Below are 19,119 nucleotides of genomic sequence, written 5' to 3' on the forward strand. Positions count from 1 at the left end.
TCGTTTCCCCTATGTCAAGATATTTGTCCGCCGATGGCGGACAGTTTATAAGTTCAGTGGTCTGTGTTTATGAGAATAGCTCTTAAACCTGTAAGCTCCAAACTTTTAAACTTAAAACTAAGGTGGTTATAGCGACGGGGCTCACCTCTTACCTTTCCGAACAGAGAAGTTAAGCCCGTTTGCGCCGATGGTACTGCATCCCGTGGGAGAGTAGGTCGCCGCCTTCCTTTAGAGTCCCCTCCAAGAAACGGAGGGGACTTTTTTTATGCAACAGATCGAGAAAGATTAACTGAAATTCTTATTGTATTCTTTAGAAAAGAATAACTTAAAATATAGATTCTAAAATTGTTTTTATTCCTTTAAAACATAAGTAAATTGCTCCTGCACCTGCAATAATTCCAAAGAAAAGAAATATATAGAGCGTAAAATTTTCTTTATTCAGAAAAGAAATTGTTATTAAATAAGGACTTAAAAAAAGTAGAGGCAATGCAAAGGCCATATATTTTAGACCTTTTTTCAACAAATTTACATCTGTATGTTCTTTACCCATTTTAATAATTATTTATAGCATCTCGGACATTCTTGTATTTTTCCAAAAGTATCTGGGCTTCCTGCTTTGAAATATTCAGTTCATTCATAATCATTCGCACACCACGCTCCACAAGTTTTTTGTTGCTCAATTGCATGTCAACCATTTTGTTTCCTTTAATTCTTCCCAACTGAATCATGGCAGTGGTGGAAATCATATTTAAAATCATTTTTTGAGCAGTTCCTGCCTTCATCCGTGAACTTCCGGTTACAAATTCAGCGTCGACAGTCACAACTATTGGAAACTTCGCCACCATAGCTAATGGACTTCCTTCATTACAAGTAATACAGCCTGTAGCAATATCATTTTCGTTACAAATCTTCAATGCAGCAACTACATAGGGTGTGGTGCCCGAAGCTGCAATGCCAATTACAACATCCTTTTTAGAAATATTTTCTTTTTGAAGATCTTTCCAACCTTGGTCTTCAGAATCTTCAGCAAATTCAACAGCTTTGCGTATCGCGATATCCCCTCCAGCAATCAAACCAATAACCAAATCCTGTGAGACACCGAATGTAGGGGGACATTCGCTAGCATCAAGAATTCCCAAACGTCCGCTAGTGCCGGCTCCAATATAAAATAATCTGCCTCCAGCTTTAAGTTTTTCAACTATTGCATCCGTGAGTTTTTCAATCTGTGGCACCGCTTTTTCCACAGCAAAAGCAACCGTTTTGTCTTCATTATTTATATTATGAAGCAATTCAGAAATACTCATTTTTTCTAAATGGTTGTATTTTGAATCTTCCTCGGTAGTCTTTATAAAATCCATACTATCAGTAAAAATTTATTGAACCGTATAATTTAAAATCGATATTTCAGAAATGCGAAAATACCCCAACGGATAATTTTCAGCATTTGTTTCATTTACAATGTTTCCCCTTACAGTTGCGGGTTGCGTTTCAAAAGGTCCCGCACCTTGATCGCTTGATTGCTGAAGCAAAATGAACATGTAATTGTAATATTGCTTACTCACACCATTGAGATAAAATGTTACCGTATCGCCAGCGGCTAAATCTTCGGCCAGAAAAAAACCAAAAATCTCATTTCCATCAAAAAATTCATCATCCAGAACGTTTTGTAAATCCCCTTTTTCTGAAAAACCTTCAAAAAGATAATAATTTTCAATGTCTTCGGGGTCGTTGAAATAAGCTTTCAACTCTATATCATCACCTGAAAATCCACCGTCATTTTCCTGTTCCACATATTCCAATGGCGTCACGGTGAATAGACTTTCGGTTGCGGAATATATTTCGTTATTGTAATTCACTTCTAATTTATAGGTTTCGCCCGGCATAGGTGTGATTGAATTTGTTGTGTAAATTCCATCGCCGTTGTTTTCTAATGCATAAACAATTTCATTTGAGGAAATTATTTTAACCTCGGCATCATTCACAAAATCAATTCCAGTATCAAAAAATGCATTTGTCCGGCTCAATGTAACTATGGTCAATGCCGATGTAGTATCGATTTCCTTCAATATTCGCGCATCGATTACCAATCTGGGCGCACCTTCATTCAAATCTACATCAATTACATCTTCACACGAATATGAAAAAGCTAACAATACAAAAAACAGCATCATTTTTTTCATTGTCTAAAATTTAAAATTGTATGTAATCGCTGGTATTATTCCAAAAATGGATAACCTTACGGCTTCATTTCTGGCTATATCCGTATTCTGCCTGAACGAAATAGAAGCGGCATTCATTCTGTTGTACGCATTGTAAACACTGAAAACCCATTCGCCTTGCCATTTTCTATCTTTATTGGAGCTTGGCGTAAGCGTCGCGGAAATGTCCAAATGATGAAATGCTGACAAACGGCTGCTATTTCTGGCTTCGTAAACAGGAACTACCAATCCATTATAAATGTACTGTCCATTTGGATAGGTTGTAGGCCTGCCAGTTTGAAAAATAAAATTTGCACCAAATGACCATTTTTCTGAAAGCTCATATTGGCTTGTTACCGAGATATCGTGGGTTTTATCCCACGGGGCGTTGTACCAATTTCCATTATTGATACCTGTTTCCACTGCTGTCCGTCCGGGAGTGCGCTGCTCACTTTTTGATAAGGTGTATGCAATCCAACCCTGCAATTTTCCCTCATTTTTTCTGAAAAGTACTTCCATTCCATAGGCTCGGGCCTCACCATTTAATAAAATTTGCTCCACTGAGTTATTGGCGATCAAATCTGCATCGTCCACGTAGTCCAATCTATTTTTTACTTTTTTATAAAACGATTCAATTTCAAGGGAATATTTTTCAAAATTTCTAAAATATCCCACTGCTACTTGATCTGCCAGTTGTGGTTCAATGTATTTTCCACTGGGCGCGTAAATATCAAAAGGGGTGGGGGATGTGGTGTTGCTTATCAAATGGATGTATTGCGCCATTCTATTATAGCTTGCCTTTACCGAGGAATTTTCATTCAACAAATACGAAATATTAACCCGTGGCTCCAGATTGGCAAAGAATTTTATGGTTTCACTTTTTCTGAATGAAATTGTATCAATCTGTTGTGCTTTCTGGTAAATTCCCAAATCTTGATTGAAAATAATGGGGTTGTCATTTTCATATAAAAATAATTCATCCTGCCCCAATCTGTTGAATGTTGAAAACCGAAGTCCAGCTTGAACCGATATTTTTTCTGAAACATCAATTTCAGCTTCGCCATATATCGCATTTTCCCAAGCAAATTTATCTGTCAATTTAAATGCGTTGATGCCAGATTCCTGCGAAGTGGGCGTAACATTTCCAGGATTAAATTTGTAATAAATGCTGTTAAGCCCATATCTCAATTCTATATTATCTGAAGCGAAATGGGTAAAATCATATTTAAGATTTAAATTCTGAATGCCACTATCAAAGTCAAATTCCAAAAATTTGAGTTCCAGTCCGTAGTAATAGTCTGAATATATAAACGAAAAATTTGAAAACAATTGGTCTGAAAATAAATGATTCCAACGAAGATTTAATGTGGTATTTCCGAAGCTATTCGCAAAACTATCGGATATTTCAAAAACGTCCCGCCCAAAATATCCCGATAAAAAGAACCTATTGTTATTGTTGAATTTATAGCTCACTTTTGTGTTGAGATCATAAAAATAGGCCACATTGTCATTATCAAAAAGTGGTAAAAAAAGATGCGCATAACTACTTCGGCCGCCCAAAAGAATGGAAGCTGTATCTTTTTTAATAGGTCCTTCCAGCAATAGACGGCTCGCGACCAAGCCAATTCCGCCACTTGCGTGATATTTTTGGTTATTTCCGTCTTTTTGGTAAATATCCAAAACCGAAGAAATCCGTCCGCCGTAGCGAGCGGGAATTCCACCTTTGTAGAGCGTTAAATCTTTTATGGCATCCGGATTAAAAACTGAAAAAAATCCAAAAAGATGTGATGAATTGTAGAGCGTGGCCTCATCGAGCAAAATCAAATTTTGATCGGCTGCACCACCCCGAACGTTAAATCCGCTGGCACCTTCGCCCGCACTAGTTACGCCCGGAAGCAAGGTGATAGATTTGATAACATCTGCCTCGCCCAAAACCACAGGAATTTTTTTTATAGTTTCCGCAGAGAGCGTGTTCGCACTCATCTGCGCATTTCTAATATTTAGTTTTTCAACATCTATTTCTATAATTACTTCATCCAGACTTTCGGAATCTGTACGCAGGGCTAGATCCTGTTTTACATTATCAGTTAACGAAATAGTTATTTTTTCAGTTTTAAAACCAATGCTACTATAAGTTATCTCATAGACGCCTTTTGGCAGGGTTATGGAATAATAGCCGTATTGATTTGTTACCGCTCCAGTCTGCAACTGCGGAATGATAACGTTTACACCTATCAGTGTCTCGCCACTTTCAATTTCGGAAATAGTGCCGCTTAAAGTGAATTTTTCCTGTGCGGAACCAGCGAAATTGATACACAGGAATATAAATATGAAAAACTTTTTCAAGAAATCAATTTTTTTCGAAGATAACCATAAAAAAAGCCTCCAAAGAATTGAAGGCTTCAATTTTATGAAAATTAATAGCTATTTAATTTCAGCTAATATTTCATTGAAAGTTTTACTGGGTCGCATAGCTTGGGAGGCCAATTCTTCTGTAGGCTCATAATAACCTCCTATATTTACGGAAGGTCCCTGAGCAGAATTAAGTTCATCGACAATTTTAGCTTCATTTTTCTCTAATCTTTCTGCAATTGGAGAAAAAATCTGTTTCAATTTAGAATCTTTGTTTTGGTTTGCCAAAGCGCGTGCCCAATACATTGCCAAATAAAAATGACTGCCCCGGTTATCCAGTTCGTTTACCTTGCGGGACGGCGATTTACTATTTTCCAAATATTTTTCGGTTGCTTCATCTAAGGTGTCTGCCAGAATAATTGCCTGCGGATTGTCAAATTTTGAACCCAAATGTTCCAGTGAAACAGCTATTGCCAAGAATTCGCCCAAGGAATCCCAGCGCAAATGGTTTTCTTCCAAAAATTGATCAACGTGTTTTGGCGCAGAACCGCCAGCTCCAGTTTCAAAAAGACCGCCACCATTCATCAATGGAACAATGGAAAGCATTTTAGCACTTGTGCCCAATTCCAAAATCGGGAAAAGATCAGTTAAATAATCTCGTAAAACATTACCAGTAACTGATATGGTGTCTTTACCATCTTTCACGCGCTGAAGCGTATATTCTGTAGCTTTTTCCGGTGAGAGAATTTTAATTTCCAAACCTTCAGTATTATGCTGGGGAAGGTATTTTTCCACTTTTTTAATAAGCTCTGCATCGTGGGCCCTGTTTTCATCCAACCAAAAAACAGCTGGATTTCCAGTAGCACGTGCGCGTTCAACCGCAAGTTTTACCCAATCTTGAACAGGTAAATCTTTTACTTGGCACATACGCCAGATGTCGCCTTTCTCAACGGAATGCTCGATAATGGTATTGCCCGAACTATCTACAACTTGCACTTTTCCATCGGCAGAAATCTCAAAAGTTTTATCGTGGCTTCCGTATTCTTCGGCTTTTTGGGCCATTAGCCCAACATTTGGCACCGTACCCATGGTTTTTGGATCAAAAGCGCCGTGTTTTTTACAAAAATCAATTGTGGCTTGGTATACTCCAGCATAACTGCTGTCTGGAATGACCGCCTTTGTATCATGGCTTTTGCCATCTGGACCCCACATTTGACCAGAATTTCGAATCATCGCCGGCATAGAAGCATCAATAATTACATCACTGGGAACGTGTAGATTGGTTATTCCCTTGTCGCTATTTACCATTGCCAAATCTGGATTTTCGTCCATGATTTTTTTAATATTTGCCTGAATTTCAGATTTTTCATTCTCGGGCAATTCAGAAAGTTTGCTTTCCAAATCACCAAAACCATTGTTTACATCAACTCCTAATTTTTCAAATGTTTCGCCATATTTTTTGAACAAATCCTTAAAATATGCCTTTACCGCGTAACCAAAAATAATGGGGTCGCTCACTTTCATCATCGTTGCTTTCATGTGGATTGAAAACAAAATATTCTTATTTCCCGCATCCTTTATTTGTTCGTCCAAAAAGGAAGTGAGGGCATTTTTGCTCATAGCGGAGGCATCAATAATCTCATCTTTGATAACTTTTACGCTTTCCTTTAAAATAGTTTTATTTCCGTTGCCTTCAAGAAGAATGATACTTAGCGTATCATCATTTTGCATAGTAAGTGATTTTTCATTGTGAAAAAAATCACCTTTGGACATTGTGGAAACGTGACTTTTGCTATCGCTTTTCCATTCTCCCATACTGTGCGGATTTTTTTGCGCATAATTTTTAACCGCTTTTGGCGCACGTCTATCGCTATTTCCTTCGCGTAATACAGGATTTACCGCACTTCCTTTTACTTTGTCATATTTCGCTTTAATTTCTTTTTCCTCTGGAGTGGAGGGATTTTCGGGATAATTTGGAACATCGAAACCCTTTTTTTGCAATTCTGCAATGGCTTCATTTAATTGCGGAATAGATGCGCTGATATTTGGCAGTTTTATGATGTTTGCCTCAGGTGTTTTTGCAAGTTCGCCCAATTCACTGAGGTCATCATTTACCCTTTGTTTTTCTGAAAGTCTCTCAGGAAAAACTGCCAGAATTCTTGCTGCCAAGGAAATATCCCGACTTTCTAATTTTATGGATGCAGGATTGGTAAATGCTTTGATTATGGGAAGCAGGGAGTAAGTTGCTAATGCGGGGGCTTCATCGGTTTTGGTATATATAATTTTGGCGGTTTTAGTCATTAGGATACTTTTTCAGAATTTGAATTATTTTTTTTCGAAGCACAAAGATAGTCATTTGAAAAAGTTTTTTAAAGAGCAACCTGTTAATTGGAGAAAACAGAAATTGGCCTAAAACAAGAAAAGCCATATCAAAGTAATTATACTGTGATATGGCTCCTTGTAAAGTAAACTTTTACCGATGGATCCAGTAAGGATCAAATGCAGCATTATTATAGTGCTGCTATCGTTGTTTACCTACGCGAGTTCAATCATCTTGATTGTATAACAACTTGAAAGTTGCGTCCAATTATTAATAATTGACTCGTTTGTTTTTTAATCTCAATACCAATAATCAAAAGACCGTGGGTATTTCAAGCGATTAAAAAAAGTTAAAGTGGTTCTAATAAAATTTTTAAGTTTTTAGGCTTACTGATTATGAAAACCGTAAGCATTGCAAAAATTTAAAAAAATGTAAAAGAACTTACTTTTTGGTATCGTAATGATTTTTACATCATTTTGATATTGCTAAAATAGAATACAAAATTTTAAAATAGAAATTTATAACCTTTTTAAAATCCACGCATTACGAACATAGGTTTTAAACATTTGTTCATAAAAAAACTCCGCGCTAGGGCGGAGTTAATTGTAAAATTTCGGTAAATATTAAGCGCGCTTTTCTTTGATACGCGCTTTTTTACCAGTAAGATTTCTAAAGTAGTAAATACGGGCTCTACGTACGCTACCTTTTTTATTGATTTCAATTTTTTGAAGCGCTGGTAAATTCATTGGGAAAATACGCTCTACACCTACAGTTCCACTCATTTTACGAATGGTAAAGGTTTTGGTTGTTCCAGTTCCTTTTACTTGAATAACAACGCCACGGAAAAACTGTGTACGGGTTTTTTCACCTTCACGGATTTCATAATACACAGTTATAGTATCACCAGCTCCGAATTCAGGAAATTCTTTTTTTGTTACAAATTCGTCTTGTACAAATTTAATTAACGATTCCATTTGTCAATTTGATTAAGGTTTGAATTAAAACAACATTCGCGTATCTCGCCAGAGGTTGGATTAAAGTGGGTGCAAAAATAATGAATTTATGTTTTTGTGCAAGAATTTATTGTGCTAATGTGCTCAATTTTAAAAATATGCTATTCCAATAGATCGGGTCTGCGCTGTTTGGTTCTTTCAATAGCCTTCTTTTCACGCCATTGTTCAATTTTGGGTGTATTTCCACTCGTCAAGATTTCCGGAACTTTCCATCCTTTATAATCTGCGGGTCTGGTATAAATGGGAGGTGCGAGCAAATTATCCTGAAAAGAATCTGTTAGCGCACTTGTTTCGTTTCCTAAAACCCCAGGAATTAATCTGATAATCGCGTCACACACTATGGCCGCTGCCAGCTCGCCGCCGCTCAGCACAAAGTCACCTACAGAAATTTCACTTGTGATGAAATGGTCACGAACGCGCTGGTCTACGCCTTTGTAATGTCCGCAGAGAATAATAATATTCTCCTTTAATGAGAGCTTGTTTGCAATTTTTTGATTGAAGGTTTCACCATCGGGAGTCATGTAAATGATTTCGTCATAATTCCTTTCGGTTTTTAATTTTGAAATGCATTTGTCAATAGGTTCAATCATCATCACCATTCCTGCGCCACCGCCAAATTGGTAATCGTCAATCTGTTTATACGCATTTGTGGAATAGTCACGTAAATTGTGTGTATAAACTTCAACGTGGCCTTTCTCGATTGCGCGTTTAAGTATGGATGCTTCAAACGGGCTTTGAATGAGTTCAGGCACGACGGTAATGATGTCTATTCGCATTGCGGAAGTATTTTATTTCTGAAATATTTCGCAAAAATAGGCAATTGCGATTGATCAACCCTTTTTGGCCTGTCGCTCTTTTTTGCGTTCGGCGCGCCTTTGTTCTCTTTCTTCTTTGCGAAGCTCCCGTTTTTCTTCACGAGTAAGATCTTTTCCGTCATTGAAAGCATCCTTAAATTCTATGTTGCCATCCACTTCGCCTTTAAAGGCTTTTATCCATGCGTTTTGGAAAATATTGAGTACGGTGGGCCATACCCCGGTCTTTACATTGTTGAGATCACCTTCAAATGGAACACGTGTGGCGAGGGTATCTGTGCGTTGATTTTTCAAAATAAATTTGAAAAAGCCCACAAATCCTTCCCATAAAATTTCGAGAAAACCGTCTCCCTCACCAATCAATTGTACATCGGTAAGCAATGGTTTTACGTACCCCTTCATGTAGCCATTTGCAATGGCCACTTCGCTATATATACCGAAACTTCCTTTATCAAAATCGATACCGGCGTAATGATTTGTGAAATCGTTCAGGGCTTTTGCATTGCCGCCGTCTATGCCAAGCGTCATATCCATATCTGGAATTTCCTTTATGAGATTTATGTTGCCGTCCAAGGACATGTTTCCGCCGCCGATGGTTATTCCCGTTGCCCTGATTGGTGAGGGGAGGGTTCGGTTTTGTTCGCGGACATTCCTAAGATTGTCTGCCGTAAGACGTATTTTGTCAATGTGAAGATCTATGTTTGGATTTGCCTGCAATTGAACAAATGCGACTTTTCCATCATATACTTCAAAGTGGTTTATGTCAATGGGTACAATGTCCGTCAAGGCCTTGGTCCAATCTTCTGCTGTGGGCTCGCCGCCTTCTGGGGTTGCTTCTTGGTCTTCAAAAACATAGATGACATCTGGGCTGAACATGGATATTTCGCTCACGATCTTACCCCGGAAGAGGGATTTCCATTCTATGGAGATATCTGTTTTGGGAAATTTAAGAAATGGCGTCTGCGACTTTGCCGTGACTTTATCCAGATACATTCCATTGATGACGTAAGCCCCGCGGATGAGGGCGATGTCTATATCTTCAACCTGGCCGTAATAGCCGGGAATTTCTGCCAAAACTTTGTTCACGTAATTTTTCACCAATGTGGGGAGGTACAGGCGAAACGCAATGAGCAGCACAAGGATGATTATAGGAATAATGTACCTTTTCTTCTTATAACGCTTTCTTTTTTTCTTTTCTGAGGTGCTCATTTGCTGTTAGGTTTTCAACAAATTTGATAGAATTATGGAAATGATGCAGTTAATGAAGTCATAAAAAGACCTGAATAAACAAAATTATCTATAGTTAGGCATATTAATTTTTATAAATAATTTTAAAATCTGTAAATGAATTAAATATGTTAACCGTTCATACCCGATTTTATATTTTAAAAATTTCAGAGCAAGAACTTTTGAAATAATTTTTTTAGAATAATTTATGGCATAAAAAAAAACGCCGGTTATACAATTTACCAGCGTTCTTTTTTCAATTTTGACTAATGGGCGATCCTATTTATTCATATTTTTTTGAATACCCTTGTTGCCATTTTTTTGATCTTTCTTAATTGTGGATTTTAGATCGTTTGTTTTTGAAGTAGGACCATTCGTTTTTTTGTCCTGATTCTGGTTTTGATTTTTTGTGCTCATAGCTTTTTGTTTTAAATTAATTTTTCTTTCAATTAAATTTAATGCGAGATTAGTGGATCGACTAACACAAAAAATACTTTATATAACACGTTTTAAAATCTTTAATACCTACATCAAACTAACACATGTAAACGGATTCTTCAATCAAAATTAATTGTTGGCATACGCATCCGCGTGCACATTTTTAACAGCTCTTCCGCTCGGATCGTTCATGTTCTTGAAACTTTCATCCCATTCCAATGCAATGGGGCTACTGCATGCGATGGATGGCACACTTGGCACACTTAAAGCAGCCGTATCACTAGGGAAATGTTCTGCAAAAATGCTTCGGTAATAAAATTCCTCTTTGCTGCTCGGCGTTTGCAAAGGAAATTTATACTGGGCGTTTGCAAGTTGCTCATCCGTAACTTTATTTGCTACCATTTCTTTCAATGTATCAATCCAGTTATATCCCACACCATCACTAAATTGCTCTTTCTGACGCCACGCCACGCTTTCGGGTAACATATCTTCAAACGCTTTCCGCAGAACCCATTTTTCCATGCGTTCATCATTAATCATTTTGTCTTCGGGATTTATGCGCATGGCCACATCCATAAATTCTTTATCTAAAAAAGGAACTCTTCCTTCAATGCCCCAACTGGCTAAGCTCTTATTGGCACGTAAACAATCATACATATGTAATTTATCAAGTTTTCGCACATTTTCTTTATGAAATTCTTCGGCATTGGGTGCTTTGTGAAAATAAAGATATCCACCAAATATCTCATCGCTTCCTTCGCCCGAAAGTACCATTTTAATACCCATAGCTTTTATTGCCCGAGCCATAAGATACATTGGCGTACTGGCCCTGATAGTTGTAATATCGTACGTTTCCAAATGATAGATTACATCACGAATTGCATCCAATCCTTCTTGAATAGTAAATTTTATTTCGTGATGGACGGTGCCTAGATGGTCCGCAACTTTTTGGGCAGCGGCAAGGTCCGGGCTGCCCTCGAGCCCAATGGCAAAACTGTGCAATTGTGGGTACCAGGCACCTTCTGTGTCGTTACTCTCAATACGCTTATCAGCATATTTTTTGGCCACTGCAGATGTTATGCTGCTATCCAATCCTCCCGAAAGTAAAACGCCATAGGGCACATCGCTCATAAGCTGGCGATGGACAGCATCTTCTAGCGCTTTTCTGAGTTTTGCTATATCTGTTGCGTTGTCCTTAACATTTTCGTACTCCATCCAATCCCGAGAATACCAGCGCACCAATTCACCTTCCCGACTGTCAAGATAATGCCCAGGAGGGAAGAGTTCTATTTTTGTACACACGCCCTCCAAGGCCTTTAATTCTGAAGCTACATAAAAGGTGCCGTGCTGGTCCCAACCTATATACAGGGGAATTATTCCCATATGATCGCGGGCAATCAAGTAAGCATCATTCTCAATATCGTAAAGAGCGAAGCCAAAAATCCCATTCAATTCATCAAGAAATTTGGCTCCTTTTTCCATATATAACGGAATAATAACTTCACAATCACTCTTGGTCTGAAATGCATAATCAGGAAACTGCTTACGCAAATTCATATGATTGTAAATTTCGCCATTTGCGGCAAGTACAAGATTACCATCACTGCTGAAAAGTGGTTGTTTTCCAGAGGTTGGGTCCACAATCGCAAGCCGTTCGTGAGCCATAATGGCTTTTTCATTGTTGAAAATTCCGCTCCAGTCTGGCCCGCGGTGACGAATACATTTACTCATTGATAATACCTGAAGTCTCAAAGATTCTGCAGGTTCCTTTAGTTTGAAAGCACATACAATTCCACACATAATACTATTGGTTATTGGTTATTAATTTATTTGAAAAATTTAAAAATTTAATATTTGAAAATTGGTTAAAAAAAAAGCCTGCCAAGAAAAAAACTTGACAGGCCATATATCGCGACAAGTTTTTGCTACGGCAGGCTATTATTATTATTAAAGCTGTTGTTGAACATAAACTTGTTTTCTTTTTATGAATGTCTAAAGTAGAAATAATTTTTTATTAAATGAAACTTCAGACAATTAATTTTTGATATAATTATTTAATTTTCAAATAGAATCAATTCTTCCGGAAGCGATTCTTCTGCAATTTTATTTCCATTTATATCATAAAAAAATCGTTTTTCCATTGCGTTGTCCCTCAATTTAACCCTGTATACTTCAAGATTCGTGGCATAAAGTGTCATAAAATCTGCCGATACAATTTCATATTGTTCTTGATCATATTGTGCCTTCAATAAAACGGTTTCTGGAATATTTTGAGCCATCATAAACTGGCTATGGAAAATGGGTGTACCTTCATCCAAGTAAGACGCGGTGTATCCATCTTGGCCATCCATACGGAATTTACTAATATAACGGATGGGCAATTGCTTGTTCGCTGTGTCCCTTTGCAGTTTCCACTCATCAACAAAACTATTGGGAAAAAGATAAGATTGGGCGTCGACGACTATGGGTGGAACATCGGTTTCTGAAACTGTTTCAAAAAGTCTTGCGGAGTTTTGTGCCCAGATAAACGGGCATAAAATCAATACTGTAACTAAAAGTGTAATTTTTTTCATAACGGTGCAGTTTTTTAATTTGTACCTTAAGGTACGCACACTGCACCGATTTCTTTTTCAGTTTAATACTATCTTAACTTGGGAAACTGATTTGGATCTGCCTCATGCATAATACTATACACGGTTTCATAAACGTCTTCAACACTAGGCTTGCTGAAATAATCCCCATCTGTACCATATGCGGGTCGATGTTCTTTGGCAGCCAACGCTTGTGGTTTACTGTCCAAATATTTATAGCCTCCCTGCATATCCACCACGGTTTGAAGAATATATGCTGAAGCTCCACCGGGAACATCTTCATCTATAACCAAAAGTCTATTTGTCTTTCGTACACTTTTGACCATATCGTGGTTTATATCCAATGGCAATAATGACTGAACATCTATAATTTCTGCATCAATCCCGGCTTGCTGAAGCTCTTTTGCGGCTTCTTCAACAATGCGTAGCGTACTTCCGTAGGATACCAAAGTTATATCATTTCCTTGCTTTACTGTTTCAACTACACCTATGGGTGTCCTGATTTCTGCTAGATTATTCGGCATTTTTTCCTTTAAGCGGTACCCGTTAAGGCACTCAATAACAAGCGCCGGCTCGTCAGTTTCAAGTAATGTATTATAAAATCCGGCTGCCTTGGTCATATTTCTTGGCACCAAAATATACATTCCCCTCAAAAGATGAATCAAGCCTCCCATTTGTGAACCACTGTGCCAAATGCCCTCAAGCCTGTGTCCACGGGTTCTCACGATTAGTGGAGCTTTTTGGGTACCGTGCGTTCTATAGCGAAGGGTAACCAAATCGTCGCTCATTATTTGAAGACAATACAGTACATAATCCAAATATTGAATTTCAGCAATAGGGCGTAGACCGCGCATTGCCATCCCGATTCCCTGGCCCAAAATAGTTGCTTCGCGGATACCGGCGTCTGCTACCCGCAGTTTTCCATATTTTTCCTGCATTCCTTCAAGACCTTGATTCACGTCACCAATCTCTCCGGAATCTTCGCCAAATATTAAAACTTCGGGATGTTTCTCAAAAATCGCATCAAAATTATCCCTTAGCAATACGCGCCCGTCAACATCTTCGGCATCATCGGCATAGGAGGGAAGTACTTCCTTTATAGTTTTTGCATTTTCCTTTTCTTCTGAATAAAGGTGTGCGCTGTATTTAGGTTGAATTTTTTCGAAATAGTTATTAATCCAAGCGAGCAATTCATCCTTTTCTGAAGTATTTTCTGAAACTAAATAGCGCAATGCTTTTCTGGCAGAAGAAAGTATGTTTCGGCGAAGCGGTTCCTTTTCAGAAGCCAATTCGTTCTTTATTTTTTCTATAAAATTTTTGTTTTCGCTATTGGCAGAAACTTTTTCAAGTAACAAAATAAGATCCTGTTGTTCTCTTTTCTGTGGCTCGAGAAATGCTTCCCAAGCAGCTTTTTTACCATCGCGAACCTCTTTTTTAATTTCTTTTTCAATTTCAGAGAGGGCTTCATCCGTAGAAATATCATTGCCAATTATCCATTCACGGAATTTCACATTACAATCGTTTTCAACTTCCCACTGCAAACGCTCCTTACTTTTGTAACGTTCATGGCTACCGCTTGTACTGTGCCCTTGTGGCTGTGTAAGTTGCTGTACGTGAATCAACACGGGAACGTGTTCTTCCCTTGCAATGGTTGATGCTCTTTGGTATACTTCAATCAGTTCAGAATAGTCCCAACCGTTTACGCGAATAATTTCAAATCCTTTCTCATCTTCATTGCGCTGGAACCCTTTTAAAATTTCTGAAATATTTTCTTTTGTGGTTTGGTATTTTGCGTGTACTGAAATTCCGTATTCATCATCCCAAACGCTCATCACCATAGGTACTTGCAAAACTCCGGCAGCGTTGATGGTTTCCCAAAAAAGTCCTTCACTGGTACTTGCGTTACCAATAGTCCCCCAAGCTACTTCATTTCCGTTGATAGAAAAATTTGTTTTATTTTCAATGCCATTCACATTTCTGAAAATCTTCGAAGCCTGTGCCAAGCCCAGCAATCTAGGCATTTGTCCAGCTGTAGGTGAGATATCTGCGCTGCTATTTTTTTGTTGGGTAAGGTTTTTCCAGCTTCCGTCCGTATTTAAGCTATGCGTGGCAAAATGGCCACCCATCTGTCTTCCGGCGCTCATTGGGTCTGCTTCAATATCTGTGTGCGCATAAAGCCCGGCGAAAAATTGCTGAATCGTCAATTTTCCAATGGCCATCATAAAAGTTTGATCGCGGTAGTAACCGCTTCGCCAGTCGCCATTTTTAAAAGCTTTTGCCCAAGCCAACTGCGGTACTTCTTTTCCATCGCCAAAAATTCCAAATTTCGCTTTGCCTGTTAAAACCTCGCGGCGGCCCAATAGACTACATTCACGGCTGGTTACGGCAATTTTATAATCTTTAAGCACTTCGGCCTTAAAATCTTCAAAGGAAATATCGCTGCTGGTCTCTGGTTTTGTCTGCATTTTTTGAAAAGTTTGGATTACAAAAGTAACGATTTCCAAAAGGAAATTTTGTTGTTGAAAGTCTAAAGTTTCAGCTTTAGTATTTCAGCGTTTTGTGAATTATCTATTTTATTCACTATTTATTTCTTAATAATTAAAATCAATACCATCGTCGAGTAAACAATCCAAGAAGCGTCTGCGGACTGATGGTGACAATAAATCTTACTTTTTGATCATAATTTGGCAAATTTGGCTCAAAGCCTAAATTGGAATATACGGGAAAGTACAATTCAAAATAATCGGCAACTAAGCTTATGCGCACGCCACTGTCAAAAACCGCATTTGTGCCGCGCCCTGAGTTGTGCACCAAGCCGGCATCAGCGTAGGCATATATCCATTTCCAAATATTGGTGCTGGCATTTACCGTGGCAATCCAATTATTTGCGAAGGCGGGCTCTAGCTGCGATTTAAAACCACCTTCCGCAATGATTAATTGTTGGCTAAAAAGTCCGGTGTCCTCACTTCGACCGTAATAATTGTAATCAAAAAGATAATCGGTAGGTCTATCAAGCGCAAAACTGAAAAAATCCTCATCATCTGGTGTATCGTTAAATAGAAAAAGTCCGCCGAAGAAACGGAGATTGAGTTGGCGATTGCTCAAAAACAATTTTCGGTATTCAAAATCTAGAGAAACCTTGCTGAATTTTGAAGAAATCTCATAATCTACAACCCCACGGAAATAGTTTATTAAATTGGGATTTGAATACACATATTGAAGATTGAAAACGCTGTAATTGGGTTCTTGGTCCGGATCATTCGGGTTGTCATCCCTGTAAACATTAATATTCCGAAGATTAATGTATTGCTTTTCATTATCGCGAAGGTCGTTGTTCCTAAAAGCAAACGTCATATATGGAACCAGCCTCCTGTAAAACAAATTGGTATCATAACTATAATAGCTCCCCGAAAATCCATAGCGCATCGCAAAAAGCTCTCCTTGGTTTACTTGCTGCGTGTAGCTTATTCCGCCACTTCCCACTAGGGTTTTGCTTCGGAAGCCAAATTGTGGCTCGAGTTTGTAGTTAATTCCTTTCGGGAGAACCGTTTTGTTATACAATTTAATCCCGGCCGAAACACCATCATACAAATTATATTCAAAAATGGGCATAAAGAAAAATTGGTTGTACGCCGGATCTTCCACGTCTTGCAACAGGCGGAATTGTATGGGCCGGTCCAGCAACCCCTTCACGGCTTTGTAATTATTTCTTCGGTTGAATTCGGTTATTTTACCTTCATAATTAAGCGCTAGTTTCCGAACATTTTCTGCAGGAACCATAACCGTGGAAACACTGTCCACAGGCCTTAGCCACTTTTTAAAAACAACATCGTCATCATTGAGGCCGTACAGCGAGACTGGAAGCTCCGTATTTTTTCTGTTTCGGACGGTCACTTGAAGCGAATCGCCAATTTTTTTCACTTTCTTTATTTTGAAATCGATAGGCGTCCGTTTGCCGGCATAGTCCTCAAAAAACCAATTTACCGGAAGCTGCGTATTTTCTGAAAGAATTTCTTCAAACCTTGAAATTGTTGAAGGTTGCAATCTATTTTCAGCATAAAATTGCCTGATACTTTTTTTGAGAACATCGCCACCCAGATAATCCTCAAGATAGGTGAGGCCGCTTCCGCCATAATAACCGTTCGCAATATTCATATTATACTTCAGCAAGGAATCCTTCGGCGTAGTAAGTGCCTGCTGAATATTGTTGCGGGACATATTCAAATAAAGTATGGGATACTGATCGTTGAACTCTAAATCTGATGCATGCGCCCACCGAATTACCCACCAATTGCTTAGGTTTCCTATGACCTTCATTTTTGGATAGAATGTATCTACATATTCCATCATCAAATAAATCTGTAGCGCGTCCTGAAGCCAATAATCCTTCCGTGGATTTAGGATTAGTGTATTGTCAATATAATTCCGCGACATCGTTTTAAGCTGCGACATTTCATACTCAAATCCATCCGGGAAAGGGCTAATAAAACTTGGCAACAGGTTAAGCCCGTACACAGGGTTTGTGCGGTAATCCGTATCACTGACAACCATTTTTTCAAAAGGGTAGGGGCCTAAATTTTCATCAAGAAAATGTGCAACCCTATCAATCATAAGTGCTTGCACAGGCGCATTTACACGGCTGTTGTCCACGTTTGTTACAACACTGAATTTGTCGGTCTCGATAGTTTCAAAATTTGAATTTTTATCCAAATAAAGCGTTGCCTGCATTCTATCAACCCCATTCAAAACGACTGATTTAGTATCATTTGAAAAATTTTCAGAAACCACATCCAAATCTGAAGTGACCGTAAATTGGGAAGGGAGTTTCAGCGTAATCTCAAATTCCGAAGGTGTTACATATAGATCGTCCGTATTTTTATTGCTGTAAATTTGCCATTCGCCATCATAGACCGCTGGTGAGATGTACCAATAGCGAAGCTTATAATTCCCGTTTCTATCTACGCCGTAACGCGTAAATTTATCATCGGGAATCTTCACATTGTATTTTAAATTGAAAGTGAATATTTCACCGGGCATCAAAGGTTTTTCGAGAATAATTTTCAGAATATCGACTTCATTGCCGCGTTGCCATTCCAAGGGTTGGGCCATTTCATCAAAAATGGTATTTATTGTGGTGCGGCCGCGATCGCTGTCTTTTTCAAAATGAAATGAACTGTCAAAATTTTCAGCAAAACGGGTAGCGAGCGGAGTCGTTTTTGAGGAAAAACTGTTTGCCCAGTCCGAAAGATAAATTTCATTTAAAGAATCATCTGAAGAATTTTTAAATGAAATTTTTTGCTCAATAAAAAGTGTATTTTCCGAAGTATCCAAAGTGGCGTTAATGGAAATAGTATTTTGCGCCATCGCATTACAGGCGAAAATGAGAATTAGGATGTGTAAAAATTTTCTAATGGTGTGCAAAGTTAATCCAAGAATCAATTTTTTGGATGGCAAAAAATTTTCGGAAATGAAAATTTAGAAATTGGGGCTCAAGTTATATTCGTTATAGAATTCGTTTAGAATATCGAGCACTTCGTCCTCAGTATCAACTAAATGCACGAGATCTAAATCTTCCGCGCTCACGTTGTTATTCGCTTCCAAAAGTGTTGTTTTGATCCACGTAAACAGTCCGCCCCAAAATTCCGTACCCACCAAAATGATTGGGAATTTATCGATTTTATGTGTTTGAATCAATGTTAGTGCCTCAAAAAATTCATCGAGCGTCCCAAAACCTCCGGGCATAACCACAAACCCCTGCGAATATTTAACGAACATAACCTTCCGAACAAAAAAGTAATCAAAATCTATGCTTTTATCGCTGTCAATGTACGGATTATCGTGCTGTTCAAAAGGCAAGGTAATATTCAAGCCCACCGAAGTTCCTCCAGCCAAATGCGCACCTTTGTTACCTGCTTCCATAATTCCGGGGCCACCACCGGTAATTACGCCGTAGCCATTTTCCGTGATTTTTTTTGCAATATTTTCGGCAAGGATGTAGTATTTGTGATCGGGCTTGGTGCGCGCAGATCCAAAAATGGATACGCAAGGGCCAATGCGGCTCATTTTTTCATAACCGTTTACAAATTCGCCCATTATTTTAAAAATCGCCCAAGAATCGTTGGTTTTAACTTCGTTCCAGTTTTTTGGTGATTGTTCGTTTCTCATTAA

Annotated in this window: 14 protein-coding genes and 1 rRNA gene; 1 reads left to right on the plus strand and 14 read right to left on the minus strand. The window is 38.4% G+C overall.

Translation table 11 applies throughout. From position 1 onward, the window contains the following. The first annotated feature begins 118 nt into the window (after window positions 1–118). Window positions 119–227: ribosomal RNA gene (gene rrf, locus KIV10_RS13240) — 5S ribosomal RNA — on the plus strand. A 98-nt stretch (window positions 228–325) separates the two neighbouring features. On the opposite strand, the gene KIV10_RS13245 is transcribed toward rrf, so the two are convergent. The 14 genes from KIV10_RS13245 to KIV10_RS13310 all read right to left on the minus strand — a co-directional run bounded on the left by KIV10_RS13245 (window position 326) and on the right by KIV10_RS13310 (window position 19,116). Next, a complete protein-coding gene (locus tag KIV10_RS13245; RefSeq protein WP_214114526.1) occupies window positions 326–550 on the minus strand; it encodes a DUF6095 family protein in 225 nt (74 codons plus the stop codon). Between the two features lies 1 nt (window position 551). Beyond that, window positions 552–1,358, minus strand: a complete 807-nt coding sequence (murQ, locus tag KIV10_RS13250) for an N-acetylmuramic acid 6-phosphate etherase (RefSeq protein WP_214114528.1) — start codon at window positions 1,356–1,358, stop codon at window positions 552–554. Between the two features lie 15 nt (window positions 1,359–1,373). After that, window positions 1,374–2,180, minus strand: a complete 807-nt coding sequence (locus tag KIV10_RS13255) for a DUF4249 family protein (protein WP_214114530.1) — start codon at window positions 2,178–2,180, stop codon at window positions 1,374–1,376. 3 nt (window positions 2,181–2,183) lie between these two features. Continuing rightward, a complete protein-coding gene (locus KIV10_RS13260; RefSeq protein WP_407650209.1) occupies window positions 2,184–4,553 on the minus strand; it encodes a TonB-dependent receptor in 2,370 nt (789 codons plus the stop codon). A 69-nt stretch (window positions 4,554–4,622) separates the two neighbouring features. Then, complete coding sequence (locus tag KIV10_RS13265) at window positions 4,623–6,851, minus strand: NADP-dependent isocitrate dehydrogenase (RefSeq protein ID WP_214114534.1); 2,229 nt, start codon at window positions 6,849–6,851, stop codon at window positions 4,623–4,625. 642 nt (window positions 6,852–7,493) lie between these two features. Then, complete coding sequence (gene rplS, locus KIV10_RS13270) at window positions 7,494–7,844, minus strand: 50S ribosomal protein L19 (protein ID WP_214114536.1); 351 nt, start codon at window positions 7,842–7,844, stop codon at window positions 7,494–7,496. Between the two features lie 140 nt (window positions 7,845–7,984). After that, entirely contained in the window at window positions 7,985–8,659 is a 675-nt protein-coding gene (gene trmD / locus KIV10_RS13275; RefSeq protein WP_214114537.1) for a tRNA (guanosine(37)-N1)-methyltransferase TrmD, read from the minus strand. Window positions 8,660–8,713: 54 nt separating this feature from the next. Beyond that, complete coding sequence (locus KIV10_RS13280; protein WP_214114539.1) at window positions 8,714–9,904, minus strand: DUF748 domain-containing protein; 1,191 nt, start codon at window positions 9,902–9,904, stop codon at window positions 8,714–8,716. 297 nt (window positions 9,905–10,201) lie between these two features. Next, a complete protein-coding gene (locus KIV10_RS13285) occupies window positions 10,202–10,339 on the minus strand; it encodes a hypothetical protein (protein ID WP_214114541.1) in 138 nt (45 codons plus the stop codon). Between the two features lie 150 nt (window positions 10,340–10,489). Then, entirely contained in the window at window positions 10,490–12,160 is a 1,671-nt protein-coding gene (asnB, locus tag KIV10_RS13290; RefSeq protein ID WP_214114543.1) for an asparagine synthase B, read from the minus strand. Between the two features lie 254 nt (window positions 12,161–12,414). After that, on the minus strand, window positions 12,415–12,933 hold the full coding sequence (locus KIV10_RS13295) for a hypothetical protein (RefSeq protein WP_214114545.1): 519 nt from the start codon (window positions 12,931–12,933) through the stop codon (window positions 12,415–12,417). Window positions 12,934–13,001: 68 nt separating this feature from the next. Continuing rightward, a complete protein-coding gene (locus tag KIV10_RS13300) occupies window positions 13,002–15,416 on the minus strand; it encodes an alpha-ketoacid dehydrogenase subunit alpha/beta (protein ID WP_214114547.1) in 2,415 nt (804 codons plus the stop codon). Between the two features lie 139 nt (window positions 15,417–15,555). Continuing rightward, window positions 15,556–18,315, minus strand: coding sequence for a gluzincin family metallopeptidase (locus KIV10_RS13305; RefSeq protein ID WP_214114549.1), 2,760 nt, complete (start codon window positions 18,313–18,315; stop codon window positions 15,556–15,558). Window positions 18,316–18,426: 111 nt separating this feature from the next. After that, window positions 18,427–19,116 carry an LOG family protein gene (locus KIV10_RS13310; RefSeq protein WP_214114551.1) on the minus strand — a complete coding sequence of 230 codons (690 nt, stop codon included), beginning with the start codon at window positions 19,114–19,116 and terminating at the stop codon, window positions 18,427–18,429. Window positions 19,117–19,119 lie beyond the last annotated feature (3 nt).

This window comes from Aequorivita echinoideorum (assembly GCF_018476645.1).
Taxonomy (GTDB): Bacteria; Bacteroidota; Bacteroidia; order Flavobacteriales; family Flavobacteriaceae; genus Aequorivita; species Aequorivita echinoideorum.